The sequence below is a fragment of the Sphingobacterium sp. 2149 genome, assembly GCF_031455655.1.
Taxonomy (GTDB): Bacteria; Bacteroidota; Bacteroidia; order Sphingobacteriales; family Sphingobacteriaceae; genus Sphingobacterium.
The window spans coordinates 38,359-61,471 of the sequence record NZ_JAVDTD010000010.1 but is presented as its reverse complement, the minus strand read 5'-3'; the positions used below and the strand labels follow the sequence as shown (position 1 = coordinate 61,471).

The 23,113-nt window shown below is 41.3% G+C and carries 15 protein-coding genes; 11 read left to right on the top strand and 4 right to left on the bottom strand.

All coding sequences use genetic code 11. From position 1 onward, the window contains the following. Positions 1-22: 22 nt before the first annotated feature. Together J2X77_RS15370 and J2X77_RS15365 are read right to left on the bottom strand one after the other, a co-directional pair. Positions 23-3,499 carry a hypothetical protein gene (locus J2X77_RS15370; RefSeq protein ID WP_310081448.1) on the bottom strand — a complete coding sequence of 1,159 codons (3,477 nt, stop codon included), beginning with the start codon at positions 3,497-3,499 and terminating at the stop codon, positions 23-25. 184 nt (positions 3,500-3,683) lie between these two features. Beyond that, positions 3,684-6,053, bottom strand: a complete 2,370-nt coding sequence (locus J2X77_RS15365; RefSeq protein ID WP_310081446.1) for an outer membrane beta-barrel family protein — start codon at positions 6,051-6,053, stop codon at positions 3,684-3,686. 230 nt (positions 6,054-6,283) lie between these two features. Here J2X77_RS15365 and J2X77_RS15360 point away from each other — a divergent pair, with 230 nt between their 5' ends. Continuing rightward, positions 6,284-7,618: a HAMP domain-containing sensor histidine kinase gene (locus tag J2X77_RS15360; protein ID WP_310081444.1), complete on the top strand. Its 1,335-nt coding sequence runs from the start codon at positions 6,284-6,286 to the stop codon at positions 7,616-7,618. A gap of 105 nt (positions 7,619-7,723) precedes the next feature. Beyond that, complete coding sequence (locus J2X77_RS15355) at positions 7,724-8,398, top strand: response regulator transcription factor (protein ID WP_310081442.1); 675 nt, start codon at positions 7,724-7,726, stop codon at positions 8,396-8,398. A gap of 3 nt (positions 8,399-8,401) precedes the next feature. Here J2X77_RS15355 and J2X77_RS15350 read toward each other — a convergent pair whose 3' ends face one another. Beyond that, on the bottom strand, positions 8,402-9,457 hold the full coding sequence (locus J2X77_RS15350) for a DUF2157 domain-containing protein (protein WP_310081440.1): 1,056 nt from the start codon (positions 9,455-9,457) through the stop codon (positions 8,402-8,404). Positions 9,458-9,614: 157 nt separating this feature from the next. On the opposite strand from J2X77_RS15350, the gene uvrA reads away from it, so the two are divergent. From uvrA to J2X77_RS15325, 5 genes are all read left to right on the top strand, one after another. Continuing rightward, positions 9,615-12,455 (top strand): excinuclease ABC subunit UvrA, encoded by a 2,841-nt coding sequence (gene uvrA / locus J2X77_RS15345; RefSeq protein ID WP_310081437.1) that lies wholly within the window; start codon positions 9,615-9,617, stop codon positions 12,453-12,455. A 301-nt stretch (positions 12,456-12,756) separates the two neighbouring features. Further along, positions 12,757-14,643, top strand: a complete 1,887-nt coding sequence (gene mutL / locus J2X77_RS15340) for a DNA mismatch repair endonuclease MutL (RefSeq protein WP_307184712.1) — start codon at positions 12,757-12,759, stop codon at positions 14,641-14,643. A gap of 12 nt (positions 14,644-14,655) precedes the next feature. Then, positions 14,656-15,342, top strand: coding sequence for a rhomboid family intramembrane serine protease (locus J2X77_RS15335; RefSeq protein WP_294185316.1), 687 nt, complete (start codon positions 14,656-14,658; stop codon positions 15,340-15,342). Positions 15,343-15,353: 11 nt separating this feature from the next. Continuing rightward, positions 15,354-16,232 (top strand): rhomboid family intramembrane serine protease, encoded by an 879-nt coding sequence (locus tag J2X77_RS15330; RefSeq protein WP_310081434.1) that lies wholly within the window; start codon positions 15,354-15,356, stop codon positions 16,230-16,232. A 43-nt stretch (positions 16,233-16,275) separates the two neighbouring features. Beyond that, complete coding sequence (locus J2X77_RS15325; protein ID WP_293884017.1) at positions 16,276-17,340, top strand: endonuclease/exonuclease/phosphatase family protein; 1,065 nt, start codon at positions 16,276-16,278, stop codon at positions 17,338-17,340. Here the strand turns inward: J2X77_RS15325 and J2X77_RS15320 are convergent. Beyond that, on the bottom strand, positions 17,330-18,940 hold the full coding sequence (locus J2X77_RS15320; RefSeq protein ID WP_293884019.1) for a S41 family peptidase: 1,611 nt from the start codon (positions 18,938-18,940) through the stop codon (positions 17,330-17,332). The two genes, J2X77_RS15325 and J2X77_RS15320, sit on opposite strands and share 11 nt — an antisense overlap. Positions 18,941-19,258: 318 nt before the next feature. Here J2X77_RS15320 and J2X77_RS15315 point away from each other — a divergent pair, with 318 nt between their 5' ends. The 4 genes from J2X77_RS15315 (at position 19,259) to J2X77_RS15300 (ending at position 23,107) form a co-directional block, all read left to right on the top strand. Continuing rightward, complete coding sequence (locus J2X77_RS15315; protein WP_294348249.1) at positions 19,259-19,828, top strand: hypothetical protein; 570 nt, start codon at positions 19,259-19,261, stop codon at positions 19,826-19,828. A gap of 129 nt (positions 19,829-19,957) precedes the next feature. Continuing rightward, positions 19,958-21,355: a class II fumarate hydratase gene (gene fumC, locus J2X77_RS15310; protein ID WP_307184710.1), complete on the top strand. Its 1,398-nt coding sequence runs from the start codon at positions 19,958-19,960 to the stop codon at positions 21,353-21,355. 3 nt (positions 21,356-21,358) lie between these two features. Next, positions 21,359-21,892, top strand: coding sequence for a fumarate hydratase (locus J2X77_RS15305; RefSeq protein ID WP_310081427.1), 534 nt, complete (start codon positions 21,359-21,361; stop codon positions 21,890-21,892). 63 nt (positions 21,893-21,955) lie between these two features. Further along, positions 21,956-23,107, top strand: coding sequence for an MFS transporter (locus J2X77_RS15300; RefSeq protein WP_310081425.1), 1,152 nt, complete (start codon positions 21,956-21,958; stop codon positions 23,105-23,107). Positions 23,108-23,113: the final 6 nt, after the last annotated feature.

The following is a 23,113-nucleotide window of genomic DNA, read 5'->3' as shown; positions in this document are numbered from 1 at the left end:
GATTTCAAGAATAATCGATGATTTATCCCTCTATTACACCCCATTGATCACTACACTGATATATAGCAGTTACTTTCCCATCGGATCCGCCTATGTATGCAATAGCAGATCCTCTGGAATAATAACCCGGAGGAGCATAGTTACCCTCGATTGTGAAGAGTACGGTTCCCACTTCTATTCCCGGGCTCACTTCATTGCCGGTATTAATAAAATAATACCTTTTTTTATCGGTCGATTGACATAAGAGTTCACCGGAGCCATCAATGAAGGATTTATAGGCCAGATTAACAACGTATGCATTTTCTGGAAGACGCCTATTCCCATCGCAGTCGTACAGTTTTCCATTGAAATTATAGCAATATGTTCGGACAACATCCCCGTCATGGTTCTTTACAGCAATCAGCCTATTGAAAACGTCATATTCATAAGATTCTCTTATACCCCGAGAATCTGTTTTACTTTTCATTCCTATGAAGGGAGCATAGGTATAGGAAGTGATCTGTGCCTTTTTTAGGGAAGCATTATTTCTGAGCAGCTTTATAGCATTGTCAATGGTTGTTTCGGAAGCTGTTGGCGAATTGAGCGCATCTATCGTCGGCTGTCCCAAAATTCCAAAAATCTCATCGTAGCTGGCGTTATCTATTTCGGCTAGAAGGTATTGTCCACAATAGCCCCATAAATAGACCTGTTGGGGTTTACCATTTTCCTTGACTTCCTGTGGATTTCCGTAGACATCGTATTTCGTAAATTCCTTTAGAAGAACTGCCCTGGAATCCAAACGGAGATATTCCTTCCAGAAAGCCGTGCCACCATTGTCATAATATGAAACCAAAATATCCGGCTCGAGATAATTAGTCGTTTTACTTTCAAAATTCATCCTATATATTCGTGAAGGGGCAATAATATTACCAAATGTTCCGTAATCAATAATATCTTGGCTTAAAGGAGTTGTGTTATAGGCATTATTTTGATAGCGAAGTTTAAAAATTTTGGTCACAACAGGATAGGCAAGCATATTTTTGGATTTCATAGTCCTAAATGTGTGTTCCCGCACAGAAATTCCAAATTTTGAAAAACTAAAAGGAAAAGCATAGCTAAATTGGCGGCCAACATTGCTGCTAGGCGCATTATTAACTTCATAAAAGAAGATAAGATTAGGGCGATTAATCGCGATATCCCGATCTCCATCAAAGGCGGTAAAATTAGCCATCTCCGTATTGGTTGTTTCTATCATATTGCCATCCCTGAGCTCTTTGACAATGGAATATTTTAGGGAAGGAGTTTGAGTCGGATACGCTCCCGATGATGCCCGTCGCCCCCCAACGGCTCCTTCTTCAACAAGTTGGATAAAAGGTACTCCATAAGTATTCAAAGTGGCAATGGCATAGGTGTTAACTGTTTCTTTCTGTAACACTTTGGAATTGTTATAGATTCTTTGCATCAGTTCCAGTCCCCTGTAAGCTTGGAAAGAGACAAATGGATCTTCAAACTGTTCACTATTGAAATTTGAATGCATCAGGAGCGGAGCGCCATCCATATAGCCATTGTCATGATTAGAATAAATTCTTGTTGTGAAACCATTCCCGGTCGTTTTTTCTGTTACTTCTGAATAGGTGACGTGAGCCCCTTTTGTCAATCCCAGCGGAAAGAAATTTCTGTCCATCCCACGCTGATAATAGGCCTGAACCGAACCGGAACTTCCCGACCAGAAATCTCCCGACTTATATGAAGTGAATCTACTTCCCGAGTTGGAATACCGAGGATTGCCAGCAAGTACCCCCGATGAGATTGCTCCATTATTTATATAATTTCGGGAGTAAAAGTATTCTGTTTTTTTAAGAGCAGTTCCGTCTTCCGGGCTTGTTACAATACTTTTGATACGTAGCCCCCCGGCAATCAGATTCGACGTCGTATCGTGGACAGTAAATGGATATTGAAATGCTACTCTACTGTAGGTATGCGGTTCATATTCAAACATAGTAACGCCCCCTTCAGGATATTGGATCTTTTTAAGCATTTCTGCCTGTAGATAGCTGGCGTTGGGCTGACGGGTTGCGTAATAATTAGAGTTATAGCCATATTCATTGCCGTTAAAATAACCCCAGTGATCGACAGCTCTCGACTCATAATTTGGCAACAGCTGCTCGTTATAGGTAAACCTGTATTCCTGATCTTTTAGAAATGAAGTACCTGTTCCAACTCCCAATAAAATTTCATCTAAGCGCAATCTCGTACCGTTCTGCTCCCTATATCTGAATCGGATTGCCTTATTTGCCCTGCCGATTCGTATTTCATCCAATTTCTGCCAATAACTCCTTCCACCGTTTGGATCTGGAGATTGGGTTGCATATAGTAACTGACCGATGTTAGGTTGTTCGTACCCTGACATATTATAAGCCAGTTCACTGCTCGGACTATAATGAAATGTTACTTCCTGCAATGGTGTTTTAATAGACTTTAAATAACTTGGATAGATGAAGGAATATGTGCTCCTCTGGAGACTTCCGCTATATTGATACCCCCCTGCCCCCCAGCTCACTGAAAAAACAAGGAGAAATTGGGCATAACTCTTAAAATTGTACGAACCGCTTGATACCGTAAGATCCCTAAAGGTGTCCGGTATGATTAGACGACCTTTGCGTTCATACTCGAAGTCGGTGCTATATCCATTGGGAGATATAATTTTGCTCAAATACCAGGCAGTAGCAATATTATCCTGACTGTAACCAAGGGTTCCAGAATTTGTAAACTCAATATTGTTTACTGCGTTTCCAAAGATATACTGATAACCCTTGTCATCGGTAATCCTGATCCCATATATACAGCGCTGGCTGGTCTGGGTATACATGCCGCCATTTTGGTTCGGAGAATCACCAAACTGGAGATTATCTTTGATTTCTATGATTTCACCTTTAAGCGTATAATTTCCATCCGATAAAAATCTCAAAACCGGAGGGCTCGATGAATTCTGCCGGGTGATGTAAAACACTCCAGAATAACCATTAAAGTTGAAATAAAATTCATCAGGGGAACCATCGTAGGCATAATCATTTAACTGTAGATTTGCACCGTCCCTGGCAAACTTCTTGACAGAATTGATATCAGTATACGTTTCCGCAACTCTTCCACCGGTATAATAATATCCGATATCATAGGTATAAGTAACCCCATTGACAGTACGATATATCTCGTCTTTTTCCGCTACGACTTTGCGGTATATAGCCCCACCGCCGGTACTTAAGCCCCATCCGAGTCCCGAAAAACCGGGGTGTTGCTTAACCCTGTTTCCCTTTGTGTCATAATTGAGAACAAGGGGTACCGAGAGATCCCTGTAGCTGACCGTATAAAGAGGAATCTGTACATCCGCCTGTCCAGTAAAACCAGAGACTGGAACAATACTCCTTTCAATTAATTTTTCAACGTTAGGAGAGACAAGACTTTGGCAATAGGTCGTGTTACATTGCCAAAGAAATAGCAAAATGAGAATAATTCTTTTCATATTATTCAAAGTATAAGTTAAAAAACACTAAAATATATGGCGGAAAATTTCTTGGTTAAATTTTTATCTGTAAAGCTATACGGCAAGCTATAATAATTCCATTGGAATTAACAATCAACACCTCAAGTTAAACAATACATTTTATTTAACCAAACTAAATATATTATTTATTTAAGTATATTTTTTAAAGTCTTTTTTGCTCTTCAGTCTTGGTCGGCTGGTTACTACTCTTAACTTTTTGATTTCCAAAATGGTACCGCAGCGTCAGATTCACCTTTCTGGTATCCCGATAATCTTTATAAAAGTTATTTTGATCGGCATATTTGGAGGATATGGTCATTTTTTCCGTTTTAAAGATGTCCATAAACGATAGATTTACCTCAAACTTGTTTTTAAAGAATTTTCGATTTGTCATCACATAGGTACTGGAATAGCCAGTTATTTTAAATGGCCCCTGGATGGTGGGCGATGTAAAGGTATTGCCGAGCTCAAGATTCCAGCCTGCTTCTTTGCTCAAGACATAGCTGCTACTTATATTTCCGTTGCCAATATATACATCGTTCTTGTGCAGCACATCATCAGTCCCCATAAAGTAATTCTCATTGTACATCCCCTCTAGCTGCAGGTTCATTCCCCAACGTTCAGTAAACTGAAAACTCTTACCTAGGTCTATCCCTGCTCCCTGCCCCTTTTTAATGTTGGTATAATGATAAATCAGCTGGTGGTTGACATTATCCTGCAAGGCTATTTCCATATTGGGCCACTTTTCAAATCGGTAGAATAGATCAATATTCCAGTTGTTTTTGGTCCACGTCAGATTCAGGTTATGCACGATCGTAGCCCTTAAACGGGGATCTCCCTGAAAGTATGAAAAACGATTGTAGTAGGATTTTGCGGGATTGAGCCAAGAATAGGAAGGACGACTGATCCGCTTTCCATAGGAAAAACCTAACTGCTGATTTTCCGTCAAGTCATATTGCATATAAAATGTCGGGAAGAGCACAAAATAATCCTGTTTATTGATATCTTCTGGTTCTGATACAATGCCCTTTAAGTTGGTATATTCTCCTCTTAATCCTGCTTTCCAGCTCCATTTTTTCCAGGTATAGTCCAATGAACCATAAAGAGCTACATTCCGTTCTTTGTAATCAAACTCACTGCTCTTATCCGGCCTACGCTCCAACTTGCCCGATTCATCATCAGTGAACACAAGACTGTTTGTCGTTGTAACATCGCTAAATTTCCCTCCAAATTCCATCCCAAGCTGCTTTACTTTACCTGTGAAATCGACCTGTGAAGAAAAGAGCCTATTTTTATTTCCGTTGTTGCTAATAAATCGTGTATCCCTGGGTTGTTGATCCTTAAATCTCAGCGCGGTAAGCACATCCTGATTATTTGTCGAATGATGGTCCGTAAAGTAAGAGGACCAATTTATACTCCAGCTGGGGTTAAGCTTCTTGATGACCTGTAGATATATGTTCTTTGTCTCTGTAGATGACTCATGATCGTTTGTCGTGAGGTAACTCGACTGTTGAATACGGTTGCTATCGTAAATGACAGTTGGCACCACGTAGATACCATAGGTTTTGGGGCCATAATATCCATTTAGTCCTCCGCTAACAGTCCAGGTTGAATCGGGTGTGTATTCCATCGAAAGCACATAGCTGTTCTGACTGTTATTGGTATCAAATCGATCCATCACACCTTCCCACGAGGTTTGCTCATTGGGATAATACACATAATTCGTTTCGTAACGTGCATAAGTTCCCCTTCCGAAATTATAGGTGCCCCGAACGTTGATTTTTTCATTTCTATAATACTGGGTCAGCCCAAACAGTTGCTTCCAGGTACTGCTTTTCTCGGCCAACGCAACCGCCGAACCCCGATATCCATAGAGGTTCGATTTGGAAAGTTTAATATTGATAATGGTACTGCCCTCGGCTTCATATTTTGCAGGTGGGTTGGTAATGACCTCAATCGATTGGACATCGCTGCCCGCCGTATTCTCGAGATAGGTTTTCAATTCCTCCCCCGTGAGCATAACTTTTCGTTCATTAATCAATACAACAATATTTTTGCTCCCACGGACCATTAAATCTGAGCCATTTGCCATCACTAATGGCGTCCGTTTCAAAATGTCCCAACTGTTGAGCGCCGAAAGATTAGAATGCTGCACGTTAAATTCCAAGCGGTCCAACTTGCGGATCAATCTCGGCGCCCGCCCGACGACCTGTGCTTCTTCGAGTACTTTTGATTCGGGAATAAGTTCAAGTATCAGAGGGCGAGCAATGGTGTCGCTACGGAAAAAGTGCTCCTGAGGTCTAAAGTTAAGATAAGTGGACCGTAGATAATAGCTGCCAGAATGATCCAGCGACAGCATAAAGGTTCCAAGATGGTCAGTTTTCACTTCACGAATTGCTTGATAGTTACTATCCAATAGCATAACGGTTGCACCTGCTAATACAATTTTGTTTATATCCTGCACTTGTCCCCCGATCTTTGTCTGTGCTGAAAGCGCTAAAGGGAAAGCTAGAAAAAATAGGCTCGATTTCATGTACAAATAATTAGTCTTTTAATTTCATTAGCGCATACCGGGATTATTGTATCTATTAGCTGTGCTGTCAAACGCATGCCTTTTTTGTGGTTATCGTATGTGACAGTCACTGACCTTTTACACGCTTCCGATGTCCCAAAATTGTCCATCTCCGTAGTAAATAATGGTTAATGAAGGGTTAATACTGCGTTAAAGTATATTATATTGGCCTTCAGCAGTTATATTTGTGCATGGAATTGAAACCCAAAAATTATAGTGTTCTCTTTACATTATTTTTTGCTGTACTGATCGGCATTCAGGGCTATCAATTGTACAACACCTATCAGCTCAAACAGCGCGATATTTTTGCAACAGTAAAAAGCAAACTGAACAAATCTCCCAAAATTGACAGTCTTTTTGATGATGATTTAATGAGCAAGGACATCGCCAGAGACTACTACATCAAATTGGTTAAAAATCAGATAACAGCTCAACAGCTTAAAGGACTATATCATGCCAATGCGCATAAAACATCCGGGAAGCTCACACGCTATGTCGACAGTCTATTTCAACCACTGGGTATGGATGTTATCCTAAAAAAGGAGATCTTGGGTATTTATTTTAGAAACTTTAACAAGCAGATTGCTGATGGCCCCATTACGGTTTACACCACACAGGGAAATTTCCGACGACCTGTTGAACTTTCTTCCAGTGAATGGATAACGGAAAAAACCGAAACACAGAAAATTGAAGAGAGCATCCAAAGCAAGGAAATCTTATACACCTTTTTAGTCCACAGGAAAAGTTCTTTTGAGGTAACCAATCTCCACTGGATATTATTCAAAGAACTCACATCCCTCCTGTTGAGCACCTTATTTATATTGGCCGCCTTTCTTTGGCTTTTTTATAGAACCATTCAAAATCTCAAAAAACAGCAGAAGCAGATTACCGTGCTTCACGACGTGGTTGACAATGTATCGCATGAACTTAAAACCCCTATTGCGACCTTAAAAATTGCAGCTAAGACACTTCGAAAATCGACAGATGAAAATATTATAACGGTCATTGAGCGGCAAGTCAATCGCCTGGAACACACCCTTGCCCCGCTGACCGAAGACCTTAAACCATCGGATCATCCTCCTGTTACCACGATGGAACTCCAAGCGATTTTCGATGATTTCAAATTGACGAACCCGGCCATTGCATTTGAAACAAGCCCATTGCCTGAAGGGAAATTGTGCTTGGGCCTCAGCGATGCAACAACATTATTTCAGAATCTCATGAACAATGCTGTAAAGTATGGCGCAAAATGGCTTAAAGTTCATTTTGAGCAAAAGAAAAATAAGCTTTCAATTTACGTACAAGACAATGGTGATGGCATGGAGGAGTGCGAACTCCCTTATATTTTCGACAAGTTTTACCGCATCCAAAAAAACAATATACACGACACCAAGGGATTGGGAATTGGCCTTTTCCTTGTTAAAAAAATCGTGGATCGTTATCAGGGACAGCTTACAGTAATTAGTACGCTTGGTGTAGGTACTACGTTTAAAATTCAATTGCCGCTCCTTGCTATTCCATCATAAGGTAAGTGTAATCAGCGGCGGCAAAGAAATAGGAAATAAGCCCCGCGACAAAGCCAATATAGCAAGCATAGAAAAGTAGTTTAGATGAACGACTGAATATAAAAAATGAACAAATTACTCCTCGTTGAAGATGATCCTGATTTTGGTTTTATGCTCAAGCAATACCTTGAGCTATCTGCATTTGTCGTAGATTGGATGGCGCAGCCTCAGGATCTTATGGGAAATTTTCAGCAGCTAGCCGGCTACGACCTGGTTATACTGGATGTGATGCTTCCTCAAATCAGCGGTTTTAGTCTGGCCAAAGAAATTAATGCCCTGCATCCCGCATTACCGTTTATCTTTTTAACCGCCAAAGAACAAAAGATCGACAAGCTTACGGGACTAAAAATCGGTGCTGATGATTATGTTACCAAACCTTGCGACCCTGAAGAACTCTTGCTTCGCATACAGAATATATTAAAACGAAATCAGAAAAATAGTACGCCAAAATCGATTGTCCTCGGGACGTATGTATTTCACCCTGAACAGTTAGTATTAAGCCATGCACAAGGTCAGTTTAAGCTCACCGAGCGCGAAGCACAACTGCTCCTATTTCTATGGCAACACAGGGGCCAGCTTGTCACGCGCGAAGATATTCTTGAAAAGGTATGGGGAAATGCAGATTTCTTTACTGGAAGGAGCATGGACGTATTTATTACCCGGATCCGCAAATACTTAAGCCTCGATCCCAATCTGAGCATCAATTCCAATAGAGGTGTTGGATTTACCATCCATTTGTGACGATTATCCGGCTATTTCGTCTTTCCTTTTGTTCCATAATTTCTCTGCCCAACGGCCGACGAACCAGAAGGACACGGCCAAAATTAAAAAGAACACGGCTCGATTGATGTTGTCCCAGAGGTATTCCACATAACGTGTGTAGATATTGAGCACTAAAAATACAAACCCAACTTCTCTGCTCACATTGTCTTTCGCCTTTAAACCATAGACGACCAAAAATACAGATACCGCAGTTGACAATATCCCCCAATAGAACATATGGTATTGACGTACAGTAGTCCATTCATAAAAATCAGCATAATTCCCAAAAATGGAGAGTGTCCACAAGGAGACCATCAGATAGATCAATCCGACAATATAACTGATAGGCTGAAAGACCTGCAGTTGTGCAAACCGGGGTTGAGCCCAAACGGCCAGGGCAGTGATCAGTGTCCCAAAAATGGTGAACCGAAGGGGATAATTCATTCCCCAAAACTTGAATCCCCAATTGCTATGGTACGCCGTTTCGGTTGCAAACCAGACCCCTAGGGCCAAAAGCATAAATGTCCAGATGAGCTTACTATCAAGCTTAACAGCTAGGAAGCCATAAATCGCCACGGAAAGCAAAAATAAAAGCGAGTAGTGCATGGTATCTTTATCCAATACCTTACCCATGAATCCGATACAGGCTGCTGTAGCAAAAACTCCAATCAGCATCATGGTTTCGGTGGATAAGTTTTTATATGGATAACGTTTCTTATAGCGCAACCCCAAGGTATAGAACAATACGGCCACGGCAGCAAAAAAGAAACAAAATAAGATATTTGGCGCTTCGTAAAGGGTATCCACAAAGGCTAGGAATGACGCATCGGTAAACAGCGAAAAAACGGCGAACACCAAGGATGCCAGTGCAATCCAAAAGGCATACCGAGCCAGTTGTCCCCAATCAAAACTTTTCACGTCCAAACTCTCCATCAGCTCGTTCGCTTTTTGCTCATCCAATAAATTCTCTTTCTTCCAGAATTGGACAATATCATCGATCGATTGCTTTTCTTGTTTGCTGACGTCGTATTTTCGCATAAATTTAGATTTGTGGTGCAAGGTACATTATTTTTTTAAATCACTTGTATATCACATTTTGTTCCAAAAGTCAGATCGGCTCGCATAATTCCTTTAAAATCTGTAATTTTGCATGTTTTGCATTTAATCCCTCACAAAGGGACCTTAAGGAGTTTTCATGGCAATAAAAAGAAGTCCAGATTTGGGCGAACAGAGTGAAGTTCAGGTATTTGGAGCGCGTGCGCACAATTTAAAAAATATAGATGTTTCTTTTCCAAGAAATGAATTGGTTGTAATTACAGGGCTAAGTGGAAGTGGAAAGTCATCGTTGGCTTTTGACACCATTTATGCCGAGGGGCAACGCCGCTATATGGAGACATTCAGTGCGTATAGCCGACAGTTTTTGGGTGGTATGGAACGTCCGGATGTGGATAAGATATCGGGCTTAAGTCCGGTAATCTCCATTGAACAGAAAACCACCAGCAAGAACCCCAGGTCTACTGTTGGAACGATCACTGAGGTGTATGATTTTATGCGCTTACTTTTTGCCCGTGCTGGAGAAGCCTACTCTTATGTGACCGGAAAAAAGATGGAGCGCATGTCGGACGATCAGGTCATTGAACGTATTCTGACAGAATTTGAAGGACAGGCTTTAAATATCCTGGCACCTGTGGTCAAAGGACGTAAGGGGCATTATCGGGAATTGTTCGAACAAATCCGCAAGCAAGGTTATGTGAAGGTGCGTGTGGATGGGGAAATATTGGATCTTGTTCCAAAAATGCAGGTTGACCGGTATAAAATACACGATATTGAAATCGTAGTAGATCGTCTGAAAGTAGAGCGTGAAGATAAAAAGCGCTTACAGACTTCGGTCATGCAGGCGATGAAAACAGCAAAAGGAATCATCAAAGTATCTAACAAGGACAATCAGGAGCAATTTTATAGCCGGTACCTCATGGATGCGGAATCGGGTATTTCGTATGATGAGCCGCAGCCAAATACGTTTTCATTCAATTCGCCTTATGGTGCTTGTCCCACGTGTGATGGTTTAGGCTATATTTTTGAAATTGATAAGCAAGCGGTTATTCCGGACAAAAAGCTAAGCATTCAAAAAGGCGGTTTAGCGCCTCTGGGGCCCACGCGTGAAAACTGGACTTCGGAAGTCTTGAAAGCTGTCGCTAAAAAATTGGATTTTACCATTTCCACGCCGCTTGAAAAGCTCAATGAAGCACAGATTGATCAGCTTTTGTTTGGAAATAAAGAAGAACCTATCGTTGTCACGGTTTCTTATGGCAGTTATGGCACGCGTGAATATCGCGTTGAATTTGAAGGCATCTTTAAGATGCTGGAGGAATTTTCGGGCAAATCGTCCGATGAAGCCCCTTCGTTAGATGATTTCAGAACAAAAGTTACCTGTCCGACCTGTGCGGGCGCACGATTGAAAAAAGAATCTTTACATTTCAAAATTGCCGATAAGAATATTCATGAACTTGCTACGATGGATATTACTTCCATCAAAGAATGGTTTGACCAGGTAGAAAGTAAACTTGACGAACGCCAGCTTATTATTGCAACAGAGATCTTAAAGGAAATCCGTGCGCGTTTGGGTTTCTTGCTGGATGTAGGCTTAAATTACCTGACCCTGGATCGTACAGCGAAGACGCTTTCAGGTGGTGAGGCACAACGCATTCGTCTGGCCACACAGATTGGTTCGCAATTAGTCAATGTACTTTACATTCTTGATGAGCCGAGTATCGGACTGCATCAGCGGGACAATGAGCGACTGATCAATGCACTCAAAAACCTACGCGATATTGGTAATTCGGTGCTTGTGGTAGAACATGATAAAGACATGATCCTACATGCCGACCATGTTATCGACATGGGACCTGCTGCGGGAGTTCATGGTGGTACGGTGGTTGCCGAAGGCACACCTAAGGAAATTTTAAAATCAGACTCCCTCACGGCGGCTTATCTCAACGGAACAAAAGCGGTGAAAATCCCTGAAAAACGCCGTACGGGCAATGGAAAAACTTTGTCGTTACGAGGAGCAACAGGGCATAACTTGAAGAATCTTTCGGTCTCTTTTCCTTTAGGAAAGCTTATTGTGGTGTCCGGTGTTTCGGGTTCGGGCAAATCCAGCTTGATTACAGGCACGTTGTACCCGATTTTGAATAAACATTTTTTCAGGGCAAAAGCAACTCCACTTCCCTTCAAAAAAATTGAAGGGTTAGAACATATTGACAAAGTTATCGAGATCGATCAGAGCCCTATCGGTCGTACTCCGCGATCTAACCCGTCAACGTACACAGGTGTATTCTCGGATATCAGAACCTTGTTTGTCCAGTTGCCTGAAGCAAAAATCAGGGGCTATAAGCCCGGGAGATTCTCCTTCAATGTGAAAGGTGGTCGTTGTGAAACCTGTCAGGGAGCCGGACTAAAGGTCATCGAGATGAATTTCCTTCCTGATGTGCAGGTTCCTTGTGAAACCTGTCACGGAAAACGCTATAACCGAGAAACTTTGGAGGTACGCTATAAAGGAAAATCCATTTCCGATGTTCTCGATATGAGCATCAACGATGCGGTAGATTTCTTCGAAAATGTACCGAGTATCTACCGAAAGATTAAAACACTGCAGGATGTCGGTTTGGGTTACATCACCTTAGGTCAGTCGTCGACAACCTTATCGGGAGGTGAGGCTCAGCGGGTAAAATTGGCTACTGAACTTTCTAAAAAAGATACTGGAAATACATTTTATATCCTTGACGAACCGACTACCGGCCTTCACTTTGAAGATGTGAATGTACTGATGGGTGTTATCAATCGTTTAGTGGACCGTGGAAATACGGTATTGATCATCGAGCACAATCTTGATGTGGTTAAATCGGCAGACTGGGTCATTGATATTGGTCCTGAGGGTGGTAAAGAAGGGGGCCAGGTCTTATTTGAGGGAACGCCTGAAAACTTAATTAAAAATAATAAAAGCGAAACGGCACGTTTCTTAAAGCTGGAGATGTAATGTCGCTGGAGATGTCCTATCATTGAAACGGAGAACCCTTGTTTTTACTCCGAACATGGGTAATGCACGCCGTATCAGACCGCCATTAAATTGTGCATAAGCAATTCAATAGCACATATGCAATAATTATGTCGGTTTTGCAGTTTGTTTTAGTATGGAATAAGGTATCATTTGCAGCCAGTTAATTGGTATAAGTGAGCGCTTTAAAGGCTTTTATTTTAAAGGAACAAGTGGAATGTCCATTTGATTTTCATCTGTGTTTATACGCTGTAAATATGGATATTTCGTAACTTTGTATTATATGTCGGATATTATTCAATTACTTCCAGATAATGTTGCTAATCAGATTGCGGCGGGAGAAGTGGTGCAGCGACCAGCGTCTGCCATTAAAGAATTGATTGAGAATGCTATTGATGCTGGAGCTGACAAAATAAAACTTATTGTTAAAGACGCAGGCAAGTCATTGATTCAGGTCATTGACAATGGCTGTGGCATGAGTGTGACTGATGCCCGCCTTTGCTTTGAACGGCACGCAACATCAAAAATTCGTAAGGCTGAAGACTTATTTGCAATCCGCACCATGGGTTTCCGCGGTGAAGCAATGGCATCCATTGCTGCGATAGCGCAGGTCGAACTCAAAACACGCCGCGTCGAAGATGAACTAGGGACAGTTGTTGAGATAGAAGGATCAAAAGTTGTCAACCAATACCCGGAAGCTGTTGCTGCCGGAACAAATATTTTAGTAAAAAATCTTTTTTACAATATTCCTGCACGGCGGAACTTCTTAAAGAGTAACTCCGTAGAAATGCGTCATATTATTGATGAATTTCAACGTATAGCCTTATCCAATCCACAGATTTTCCTGACCTTGCACAGCGACGGAAATGAAATTTATCATTTGCCCGCGGAGACGCTCAAACAGCGTGTTGTCCATATTTTCGGAAACAATTACAATCAGCGCCTTGTTCCTGTCGAAGAGGATACATCCATCATCAAGGTAGAAGGTTTTGTAGGGAAACCTGAGTTTGCAAAGAAGACTCGTGGTGAACAGTTTTTCTTTGTCAACAAACGCTTCGTACGTGATCCTTATCTGCATCATGCTGTGATGAATGCTTATGAGGATATTTTACAGGCCGAAACATTTCCTTTCTATGTCTTATTTATCGACATAGATCCTGCACGAATCGATATCAATGTACACCCCACGAAGACCGAAATCAAGTATGAAGACGATAAGGCCATTTATGCCATTATACGGTCTGCAGTAAAAAGATCACTGGGGCGGTACAACATCATGCCATCTTTGGATTTTGAACAGGAAACAAGTTTCACCAATCTCATTACAAAAAAGGCATTGGATGAAATTATCGTTCCAACGGTAACTTTCAATCCGGACTTTAACCCGTTCGATACGGACAAGTCAAAATCCAATTCAAGCTATACCCGATCAGAAAGCTATGCGGAAGGACTTACCAAGAAAACGGGCGGGATTCCGAGCAATTGGGATTCCCTCTATCAAATCGTCGAAAAAGAGGAGTCCGTTCAGCTACCTCTGCATAGGAAATCTGAGTTGGATGCCGATGGTCCACAAGTTATTCAAGTCGAAGATAAATCCTCTTCGAAGCTCTTTTTCCAGCTGCACAATAAATATATTGTTTCGCAGATTCATTCTGGATTTATTCTGATCGATCAGCAGGCTGCGCACGAACGTATTCTTTTTGAACAGTTTCTTACACAGCTGGATCAACATAGAGGACTGAGTCAGCAAAGTTTATTTCCGCAGACGTTAGATCTGAATGCTGCAGATAATGAATTAATGAGAGATCTCCTGGAGGACATCAATGGCTTGGGCTTTCAAATTCGTGAATTTGGAAAAAATTCCTATATTATTGACGGAATCCCAGCCGATTTAGGCACAGGGTTCGATGAGATAAAGATGATTGAGAAAATATTGGAAGATTATAAAAACAATCAATCTGAGTATAAGCTCGCTAAGCGCGAAAATCTTGCCAAGAGCCTTGCCCGCAATGCAGCCATTAAACCGGGTACTGTATTGGACAACACGGCTATGGCAGAGCTGGTAGATAAGCTTTTCGCTTGTCACTCGCCCAATATCTCCATTTATGGAAATCCTGTCATTGTAACATTTACATTGCAGGAGTTAGCTGAAAAATTTGGTAAAAACTAGAAGATAAAATATATGTTTCCACAATTAACACCTGTTATCAAGAATTTATTGATCATCAATATTGTATTTTATATTGGATCGCAAATTGTACCTGTAGCATATGATTATCTTGCGGTCTATTATCCGGACTCGCCTTATTTTAAAATCTGGCAGGTCATCACGCATATGTTTATGCATGATAAAAACAATATTAGCCATATCTTCTTCAATATGTTTTCGCTGGTTATGTTTGGACCAATGATTGAGCAGGTACTTGGATCGAAACGTTTTTTAAATTTCTATATGGTATCAGGAATCGGCGCCTGGTTTCTTTATACCGCCGTGAATGGTTTACAGCTCTACAATGCGACGGGTTCTTTTGCTCCTCTCCATGGTATGAATGGGAACGAGCTTATCTCCTTGGCAAATACCGGGAATAACGAAGCTTTGACATACCTTATTCCCATGCTGGGTGCTTCAGGGGCTATCTATGGTGTGCTATTGGCATTTGCCTACCTTTTCCCAAACATCCCGCTGCAATTTTTGTTTATTCCTGTACCAGTCAAAGCGAAGTACATGATCGGTGGATTTATCCTTATCGAAATCTATATGAGCTTGTCGCGGCCCGGAGATTCTGTGGCTCACCTGGCTCACGTCGGAGGAGCGCTATTTGGCTATCTACTCCTTAAACTGTGGAAGGTTAGAAAGGGAATTTATTAATATCGTGTAAAATGAATAACATTGGGCTAAAAGATTTTTGGAGACAAACCTATAAAACTGGATCACCAGTACCATTAGTGATCAGTATTCAGGCTTGTTTGTTTGTCCTCATTTATTTTTTGGATCTGCTCTTTGAGTTAAAGATCATTTCACACAGCCTTTTGGACCCTTTAGTAAGAGAATTGAGCCTACCAAGTAGCTTTTCAAGTTTTTTTGAACAGCCATGGTCTTTGTTTACATCGAATTTTGTTTATGTAAAACTTTGGACTATACTCTTCGAAAGCTTATGGCTCTATTGGGTCGGTCAGATTTTTTTTACTTTCTTAAACAAAAGGCAATTTTTATTTATTTATATCACCTCTTGGCTATTCGGCGGAATCCTCTACGTGGGATTCGGATCGCTTCTTCCAATGTCCAGCGATCTACAGCTCATGGGCGGATCGCTCCCTCTGGCAGCGGTATTGGCCGCTATTGTTACGTTAGTTCCCAAGTACGAATTACGCTTACTGCTTATTGGTAATATTAAATTAAAATTAATAGCCATCATTTATTTTGGATTAGAATTCCTGGCCCTCACCCTGACAAACCGGCCCGCGGCCATTTCATACTTCGCCGTCATCCTATTTGGGATGGGATTCACCTATGCATTAAAATCGGGGATGGACTGGTCCACAATATTCCAGAAAAAGCAAAATAAACCTACAAAAATGAAAGTCGTTGTAGGTAATAACATACATACAAATCGGAAACATCGTTATGACTTGCCCAATCAGGCCGAAATCGATGCTATTTTAGATAAAATTTCTGTTTCTGGCTACGACAGTCTAACGAATCCCGAAAAAGAAACGCTCTTTAGGGCGAGCAATAGTGGCGATAAGGTTGATGGATAGAAGGACATTTTTAAGGAGAAAACTGGGGTTTATAAGTAAAACAATGTTCCTCGCAAATATGCTTGCGATCATTGCCTTGCTGATGAGCTATTCGGCGACTTTCATCAATCCTAAATCCTTTTGGCCTATAGCCTTTATGGGGTTAGGCTACTTTCCTATACTTATTATAAACATTTGTTTTATCTTCTATTGGCTACTGCGGAAGCGAAAAATCGCTTTTTATTCACTCGTAACGATCCTCATTGGATGGCCTTTTCTAACTAAACACTGGAATATTCGCAAAGAGAATGCACCCGTCTCGTCGGAAACACGTACACTGCGCATCATGACCTTCAATGCACATTTATTCAAAAAGGTAAACGATGAGAAAAAAAACTTTAAAGCCGATGTTGTTCGCATTATCGACAGTATATCTCCAGATGTGATCTGTTTTCAGGAATATATAAGTAAAATTAAAGGAAAGCACGTTTTCTCGGAAGAGTTTAAAGATAAGCTCGGCTACGATTACTTTTTCTTTGAACCAAGCTCTAAAAATGATTACGAGGCCTATGGAATGGCTGTCCTTTCACGATTCCCGATTTATGATTCAGGCACTATAAGAGACAACGATTACGGGATCAATCGAATCAGTTATGTCGATGTTAAAAAACAGGATACTTTGATTCGCATCTACAATATACATCTCCGTTCTTTTGCGCTTCAAAATGAAGACAAAGAGTTTATTCAGAATTTATCCAATACTAATGAGTTGGATAATTCAAGAACACGTAGACTGAGTCGCAAACTGAAGAATGCCTTCGAATTGAGGAGTGAACAGGCACATTCGTTAAAGAAGCATATGAATGAATGTCAATATCCTTATATTGCCGTAGGTGATTTCAATGATACACCAATGAGCTACTCGGTCAATCTGATTGGAGATGGTTTGTACAATGCGTTTAAGGAGAAAGGCAATGGTTGGGGTGTGACGCATCATGCCCTTTTACCGATCTTTCAGATTGATTATATTTTTGCAAGTCAGAAATTTGAGGTGATGAACTATCAGATCGTCAAAAAGAAATTATCAGATCACTACCCGGTATGGTCTGATCTTAGGCTTAAACCTTAGGCATCTGATAACCTAATGTTTTAAGTCCTATTTCAATAAATTTATCTCTTCTATTTTTGATTTTATAGTAGGCTTCACGGCCGAAATAATAGCGTCCTACTAATGCTTCGATATCGGATTGAATGATATCATGTAAATTTTTAGCTTCTCTAGACGTCACCGAAATACGCTTTTGGCTATTGAGATATGAAATAAATAGATCAAATTCTGCCGCTGGCAAATGGTAGCCGCTTATAAAATTCTCGATAGAATATGCGGGCAGCTGTTTTGTGAATCGATCATAAACAAACTCTTCGATTGCATTGGAATGAAAAATTTCGCGGTATTTGGCACTGGTCTCATTGGTATCAATCGGGATAGTCACATCGGGAAGAATACCGCCACCACCAAACACAAGCTTCCCTTTGCTGGTTGTAAACATTTCTTTTTGACTAAATTCAGTATCCATGGTCCAAAGATCGAAGCCTGTCATGTATTTTGATGCATCAAAATTGGCACGTGTATATTTTCGCTGAATACATCTTCCAAGTGGCGTATAGTAACGTGCCACGGTCAAATTGATTGCCGAACCGTCTGAAAAATCAAATTGCTCTTGTACCAAACCTTTGCCATACGACCGCCGGCCGACGATTGTTGCCCGATCGAGGTCTTGAAGAGCGCCGCTCACAATTTCACTTGCTGAGGCAGTGCTTTCGTTAATCAGCACAATGACACGGCCATCGCCAAACTCGCCAGGTTTTTCGGAATAGAAATCTTGACGTGGCTCATTGGCCCCTTCGGTATACATCAGGAGTCTTTTTTCCTGAAAAAATTGCCCCGCTAGATCAATTGCCGTGTGCACAAATCCACCACCATTATTACGTAAATCTAAAATAAGATCCTGCGCTCCACTTTTTCGTAAGTCAATGAGTGACTGCCTGAATTCGTCTGCTGTCTTATGTCCAAACCTTCGAATTTTAACATAAGCTGTTTTGGGAGCGATCATATAGGATGCATCTAAGCTTGAAACATTGACCTGATCACGGATCACTTTTATTGGATTGCTCAATACCACTCCATTACGCTGAATGGAAATCAATACCGCTGTTCCTTTCTTTCCACGGATCAGTTTTTCTATTTCATTTTCGGTCACTTTTCTTCCGACAAGGTCCTTATTTCCGATCTTTAAAATGCGGTCACCAATACGCATTCCTGCTTTCTCAGCAGGGCCTGCAGCAACCATTCCAACAACGAGGAGGGTATCTTTCAAACGAAAATATTCTACTCCAATACCGTCAAATGTTCCTTCAAGTGTCTCCTGCTTGGCCTGCACTTGATTTGGTTTCAAAAATGAGGAAAAAGGGTCTAAGCGAGAAACTACATGCTCAATGGCTTCGTCCTGAACGGTATCTATACTGACGTTATCGACATAATTTTCAGCAATTAATTGAATGAGATACTGCAGTTTATCCGAATTACCGTTGGAGCGTAAACTTGAAAAGGTTGTTTTTTGGTTACTTCCTTGCTCTTCAGCATAATTTTGTCCCAACAGCAAGCCGAGAAGCAATACCGCAGCATATGTAGCGGCTACAAAAATATTTCTTTTAATACTTTTCTGCATGGGAAATCTTCCTGAATTATCGAAGAAGAGAAAAATTATTCAACATTCATTACCTGATCAAAAATAATAAGTTTATTCGGTTAAACGAGTACGTGAACCATATTTTTACATTAAAAATAAAAAATCCACTGTGTGGTGTAGAACATCCTGTCCGTGCCATGCGTCCGTTCAATTCCATCCCCACAAACTTTCGATGGCTTGAAGAGCAAGCCGTAGGACTTTTTCCCGATATTTTGCTCAAAACAGTATTATGCCTCAATTTAACTTGCAAATCCGCGTAAATTTATCTTAGTTTGAATCGAAAAAGATTCAACTGGTATGCACGAAATCGAACCTTATTACAATTGGCGGGATTATTACATTGCTGCTGATGATGAACAATCGCCCTTTTATGGCACGATCTATAGTGAATTCGATTTTGACAAACAGGTCTATAATTTTCTTTTGCACCCACAATGGGATGAATTTGGTTCGCTTACTTTATATTTAAAAATACTGTTTGTGGACTATGAGAAACACTATTGTATTATCGAACTGATTGGTGAATGGAATGATGCCATCTACAATGATATTATGTTATTCAAGCGAGAAATTATTGATGTTTTGATCAGTCAAGGCATTAAATATTTTATTGTAATCGGCGAGAATGTGCTGAATTTTCATGCTTCAGACGACTCATACTATGAGGAATGGTTTCAGGATATTGAGGATGGCTGGATTGCAGGCATTGGTTTCCGTGAACATGTGATCGAAGAGTTCCAACAACAGAATATAGATTATTACATTAATTTTGGTGGTGGTTTAAATACGCTTGCTTGGCGGACATTAAAACCGAAACAGGTATTCTACCATGTGAATGAATCCTTGACAAAACGTCTTGGTTTTTAAGATCTGCTTATTGGGTGTTTTATTCTTAATCCTTGTTCTTTACTGTATTATCCTGTAACTTTGTGATTGATGTATGATGTGCTTTGCGCATGTACTTTTAATTTTACGTTTTACTTATACTTACATACTATGTCATTCAGAATTGAAAAAGACACGATGGGTGAAGTTCAAGTACCTGCAGACAAATACTGGGGTGCACAGACAGAGCGTTCACGCAACAACTTTAAAATTGGACCAGCAGCGTCCATGCCACACGAAATCGTCGCAGGCTTTGCCTATTTAAAGAAAGCAGCCGCTTATGCTAACCACGAGCTGGGTGTATTATCTGTGGAGAAACGGGATGCAATCGCTGCAGTATGTGATGAGATCTTAGCGGGCAAATTGGATGATCAATTTCCATTGGTTATCTGGCAGACAGGTTCGGGCACGCAATCCAATATGAACGTGAATGAAGTTGTGGCAAACCGTGCGCAAGTGCTGGCTGGACATAAAATTGGTGAGGGCGAGCCTGTGTTAAAAGCAAACGATGACGTAAACAAATCACAATCATCGAATGACACTTTCCCTACTGGAATGCATATCGCGGCTTACAAAGCTGTGGCAGAAGTGACCATTCCAGGCGTAGAAAAATTGCGTGACACCTTGGCTAAAAAAGCGGAGGAGTTTAAAAATGTCGTTAAAATTGGCCGTACACACTTAATGGATGCTACTCCGTTAACTTTAGGTCAGGAGATTTCAGGTTATGTTGCTCAATTGAACCACGGTTTGAAAGCTTTGAGAAATACACTTTCACATTTATCTGAACTTGCACTGGGAGGTACTGCTGTAGGTACAGGATTGAATACGCCAAACGGTTATGATGTACTGGTTGCAAAATATATTGCTGAATTTACAGGACTTCCTTTCGTCACCGCTGAAAACAAATTCGAGGCATTGGCTGCTCATGACGCAATCGTTGAAACACACGGCGCATTAAAGCAATTGGCTGTAGCCTTAAATAAAATAGCAAACGATATCCGTATGTTGGCTTCTGGCCCACGTTCAGGTATCGGTGAAATCTTGATCCCTGAGAACGAACCAGGATCGTCAATTATGCCAGGTAAAGTTAATCCGACACAATGTGAAGCCTTGACGATGGTTGCGGCACAAGTAATGGGTAATGACGTTGCGATCACCATTGGTGGAACACAGGGCCATTATGAGCTGAACGTATTTAAACCATTGATGGCGGCAAACTTCTTGCAGTCTGCTCGCCTTTTGGGGGATGCTTGTGTTTCATTTGAAGAACACTGTGCTGCAGGTATTGAACCGAATTACAAACGCATCAAAGAATTGGTAGACAACTCATTGATGTTAGTAACAGCGCTAAACACAAAAATTGGTTACTACAAATCAGCAGAAATCGCGCAAACAGCACATAAAAATGGGACTACGCTTAAAGAAGAAGCCGTACGCTTGGGTTATGTGACTCCTGAAGACTTCGATGCTTGGGTAAAACCAGAAGATATGGTTGGAAGTTTAAAATAAGCTGTGACTTTTACTTCAATAAAAAATATACGAACGAAGACATACCTATTGGCACTTGCCATAGGTATGTTTTCCTTTTTTACAGCCTGCAAATTCAATTCGGATATGCAGAGCGAAGGCGCACCCTTTTTGCAGGGAGAATGGGTCCAAGACAGTATTCCAGGACAGCAACAGATGATGCAATATACGTTGACCGATTTCAAGTTCACTTGCGACTCTGTCTATGCCACCATGCACGTCAACAATAAAGTACAAACCATTCCGGATAGCTGTTACAAAAATGGTTCCTGGACAGAACATGCGAAAGGAATTTATGTTTTGCGTGGCGACTCTATCCTTGTTGATGGTATTTACACAAAAGAAAACGGCAAGCAGAAGATTTCTGGCTGCTATCTTTCCGGCCAGTATATCCCCCGGTTTAAAGTCGTATACCATGCTGCTGATTCGGTCGTACTGGAAAGCAGGTTAGATCAACGTCAGATCATCTTAAGAAAAACTAAAAATATTACCTGTATCCCTCAAAAAAGGTATCAGTAGTTTTTAGTACAATCTATTTATTATCTTCGTACCATTATCGTACAACCTCAACCTTAAAACACAATGAACAAAGGAATTATTTCTTTGGCATTTGGCGGGCTCGCCATCGGAATGACCGAATTCACGATGATGGGGATTTTGCCGGATATTGCCCAAGATCTTCGTATCGAGATCCCTACAGCCGCGCATCTGATTGCACTCTATGCCCTAGGAGTCGTTGTCGGTGCGCCCACATTAGTCCTATTTACGGGGAAATATCCTCCAAAGAAGGTATTGCTGTTCTTAATGCTGTTGTTTTTTATTTTCAATGGCCTTTTTAGTATCGCACCGGGACAGTTTTTGATCAGTCTTTCCCGATTTATGGCGGGGCTTCCGCATGGTGCATTTTTCGGTGTTGGTTCTGTTGTTGCAGCTCGGCTGGCTCCAAAAGGAAAGGAAGCACAGGCTATTTCCATCATGTTTACGGGAATGACGATTGCCAATCTAGCCGGAGTTCCATTGGGCACATACCTCGGTCATCATTATTCCTGGCGTTTGACGTATGGTATCATCAGCATACTGGGATTAATTACTTTTGCCGCAATTTATGCCTGGATGCCAAAAATTGAAGCCTCCAAAGGGAATAATATCTTTAGCCAACTCAACTTCTTTAATAAAAAAATCGCCTGGCTGTTAATGGCGATCATCGCCATCGGCACCGGAGGTCTTTTCGCCTGGATCAGTTACATTGCACCATTAGTGACCAATGTATCGGGCATCGCTGCTGATCGGGTACCGCTAATTATGATCCTGATCGGTGTTGGTATGTTTTTCGGGAATCTTATCGGCGGAAAATTGGCGGATACAATCTCCCCGACCAAAGCTGCAATCGCGAGTTTTTCCGCCATGGCGCTATGCCTTGTAATGGTTTACTTTATTTCGCCATTGGGCTGGACAGCGTACCCTTTAGCCTTTATTACCGGACTGGTGTCCTTCACGATTGGTTCGCCGACACAACTGATGTTGATCCGTGCTTCCAAAGAGGCCGCAACGTTAGCAGCGGCAGGGGGTCAGGCTGCATTCAACCTGGGGAATACCTTGGGGGCATTCCTAGGTGGAATTCCGATAACCTTGGGCTTGGCGTATAATGCGCCTTCACTTGTCGGCGTAGGCATGGCTACCATTGGAGCACTTTTAACCTTCCTATATCTAAAAGTTTACGACAATAAAAGTTAACAAAAT